Here is a 3,335-nt window from a genome sequence, read left to right on the forward strand (position 1 = left end):
CAGCAGGGGCGCGTCACAGCCTGAGGCGGCGATCCTGCGTGGGAACGCCATTCAACAGCGGGTACTTCGAGGTGTCCAGATGCCTGAGATACATGTGACCTGCTGAGCTGCAGAGCCTGTTCTTTGGCAGCATGATGCGGCTTGTTTCCTCGCGGAGCATGGCAGAAGCACACAGGTATGGCGGCCGCATTGCCGCAAGCCTGCAAACTGCTCCCCTAATCCTCGATCTGTCGAAGGGCAAAGATGCCAAGAGCTGGAATGCGGACCTGTCGTTCATCCCGCTTGACGCCGGTTCTCGTCTCAACCAGTAGGCTCCCAGATGCGAGGCTGCAGGCTCACCGGCCTCTCGGCCTTGGCAAAGCACATAACAATGCGAGAACCTGCCGCGAGGGCTCCCGTGCCGGCCGAGGCCCGGTGACGATATGGGACCCTGAACTACGGCAAGAACACCGTAAGCGCTGCCTGGAGGCCCTACGCTGCAGCGCTTGACGGTTGATCGTCGGCTTTGGTCCAGCACCACGGCATGAGTTCGTCGATGCGGCTGTTGGGCCAGCCATTGACGAGCCGGGTCAGCAGGTCGGTGAAGTAGCGCTGCGGATCGACACCATTGCGCTTGCAGGTTTCCACCAGAGAGGCGATGGCGGCCCAGCGGGCACCACCATCATCCGAGGGGGCTCTATAGTGCCGGGTGTCTGGGGTCTGAGGTGGAGGTCACCTATCCCTTCCATCCGCTCTTCGGCTCGATGGCCGTGGTGATCGGCGACCACGTTCACAATGGTACTCGGCATCTGACGCTGCGCTTGGACGATGGGACCTCGTCTTTAGTTCCAGCCTGGATGACGGGCGCTGACGGTGCGGCATTGCGCGTCGTCAATGTGCCTCGGCTGCCCCTGGATCGATTGCTCGAACTGCGTGCGCTGCTGGACTCTCTCCTAACCTTACCTGCCGGGGACTCGATCCCCACTGCAGGAGGTGATGATGGTCAGACGGACTCGCACCCAGCCAGGCCTATTCGACCCTACTCCGCCGCCGGTCCGGCTGCCGCAGCTTTGGCGGGCAGACGTCGTGACGCTGCTGGCGCGTCTGCTGGGCGAGGCCACGACACCAATGACGGATCCGGAGACAACGGAAAGCAAGGTGACGGGCGATGACCAAGATCACGCCTGACCACTTGGCGCGGGGCGCCTATGTCTACGTCCGCCAGTCCACCGCCGATCAGGTCCATAACAACCTGGAGAGCCAACGCCGGCAATATGGTCTGGTCGAGCGTGCGCGGCAGATCGGCTGGGGGGACATTGTGGTCATCGACGATGACCTTGGCCGGTCCGGCGGAGGCGCCGCACGGCCGGGCTTTGAACGGCTGCTTGCCGCGATCTGCGCGGGCCGCGTGGGTGCCGTCCTCTCGCTTGAAGCCTCTCGACTGGCGCGCAACGGCCGCGACTGGCACACCCTTCTCGAGTTCTGCGGCCTCGTCGGCACGTTGCTGGTGGACGAGGAAGGTGTCTACGATCCCCGTTCGATCAACGACCGCCTCCTCCTGGGGATGAAGGGTACGATGAGCGAAATGGAGCTCTCGGTCTTTCGGCAGCGCTCGATGGAGGCGATGCGGCAAAAGGCACGCCGCGGTGAGCTTTTCCTCACCGTGGCCGTGGGCTACGTCAAGTTGGCCAAGAACAGGATCGAGAAGGATCCGGACCGGCGGGTGCATGATGCGCTTGACCTGGTGTTCCGGAAGTTCGCCGAGCTGCAGACCGTTCGGCAGGTCCTGGTCTGGCTGCGTCAGGAGGGCTTACCCCTGCCAGCGTCGACGACCGCCGCCGGCGAGGGCCGGATCCAATGGCGGCAGCCGGTCTACTCCACCCTCCATCACATCCTGACCAACCCTGTCTATGCAGGCGCCTACGCTTATGGCCGCAAGACAAGCCGCGTCACCATCGAGAACGGGCGCAAGCGTTCCGGTCAGTCCTGGCACCGGCACTGGAGCGACTGGGAGGTGCTGATCCGGGATCACCACGAGGGCTATATCGACTGGGCGGAGTACGAGCGCAATCAGCGGCTGATGGCCGAAAACGCCAACGGCAAGAGCTATCTAGGCCGTGGCTCTCCTCGACGCGGCGAGGCTCTGCTCCCCGGCCTGTTCCGATGCGCGCGCTGCGGGCGCAGGCTTCAGGTCGCCTACTCCGGCGCAGGCCGGACAACACAGCGCTACGTCTGCGCTGGCGCATTCAGTAAGCTGGCTGCCGCCAGCTGCATCGCTTTCGGCGGCATGCGTGTCGACCGTGCCGTGGCGGGGGAGGTTCTCGGCCGTCTGCAGCCCATGGGGGTGGAGGCGGCGCTGGCCGCCATTGCCAGTCGGGGCCGTAAGCAGTCTGACAAACGGCGGCAGCTGGAGAATGCGCTGCAGCAGGCGCGCTACGAGGCGGCACTCGCGCAGCGACGGTACGGCGCCATCGATCCCCAGAATCGGTTGGTGGCCAGCGAACTGGAGAGGCGGTGGAACGAGTGTCTGGCCGTGGTGCAGGCGCGCGAGCGCGACATCGAGCAACTCACCAGCGAGGCGGTGCGTCTGCCAACGGATATGGACCGCGAGCGCCTCCTTGCGCTCGGCAAGGATCTTGCCTGGGCATGGGACAGTCCCGGCGTCACGCCTGAGACCCGCAAGCGGATCATCCGAACCGTGATCGAGGAAATCATTGTGGATGTCGTCGGTAATGCGTTGGAACTGGTCATTCACTGGCAGGGTGGGGACCATACGCGGCTGAGCGTCAAAAAGAACCGTGTCGGCCGGACCCGCTGGTCGACCGATGCCGACGTCATCGAGCTGCTACGTGTCCTGTCGCGCCAGATGAGTGACACATCAATTGCGGCGCTGCTGAACCGCGCGGGCAAGTCGACGGGCCGCGGCAACAACTGGACCCGCAGCCGCGTCTGCTCGGTGCGGAGCCAGCAGAACATCGCCGTCTACCACGAGGGCGAACGGGCCGAACGCGGCGAGGCGACGCTCGACGAGGCCGCTGAGGTCCTGGCCATCAGCCTCTCCACGGTGCGCCGTCTCATCACTGGCGGGATCCTTCCGGCTCGCCAGCTGTGCAAAGGCGCTCCCTGGATCATCCGGCACGTCGACCTGGAAAGCGAGGACGTGCAGCGCGCCGCCACTGCACGGCGCCTCCGGCGCCCGCCGCCCGGCGATGCGCGACAAGAAACTCTGGTGTTGTAAGGACATAGCCTGATGGGCAGTAAGAATCGCCCTCGTCGCCGCTCGCGAACAACGCGTTCTTGCGGCTGAGGCAGATGGGACGGATCGCCTGCTCCACGGTGTTGTTGTCGACCTCGAT

2 protein-coding genes and 2 pseudogenes are annotated in these 3,335 nt (G+C 64.8%); 2 read left to right on the plus strand and 2 right to left on the minus strand.

Annotation, left to right across the window (positions count from 1 at the left end):
- Positions 1-471: 471 nt before the first annotated feature.
- A pseudogene (locus tag EBE87_RS27915) lies at positions 472-675 on the minus strand (transposase domain-containing protein); the annotation flags it as partial.
- Between the two features lie 29 nt (positions 676-704).
- On the opposite strand from EBE87_RS27915, the gene EBE87_RS30655 reads away from it, so the two are divergent.
- Entirely contained in the window at positions 705-1,151 is a 447-nt protein-coding gene (locus EBE87_RS30655) for a DUF5372 family protein (protein ID WP_158601069.1), read from the plus strand.
- Positions 1,148-3,217, plus strand: a complete 2,070-nt coding sequence (locus EBE87_RS27920; RefSeq protein WP_120641023.1) for a recombinase family protein — start codon at positions 1,148-1,150, stop codon at positions 3,215-3,217. The genes EBE87_RS30655 and EBE87_RS27920 overlap by 4 nt, the downstream gene beginning before the upstream one ends.
- Positions 3,218-3,245: 28 nt before the next feature.
- Here the strand turns inward: EBE87_RS27920 and EBE87_RS27925 are convergent.
- Positions 3,246-3,335: pseudogene (locus EBE87_RS27925) on the minus strand (IS66 family transposase); the annotation flags it as partial.

Source organism: Teichococcus wenyumeiae (genome assembly GCF_003696345.1).
Lineage (GTDB): Bacteria > Pseudomonadota > Alphaproteobacteria > Acetobacterales > Acetobacteraceae > Pseudoroseomonas > Pseudoroseomonas wenyumeiae.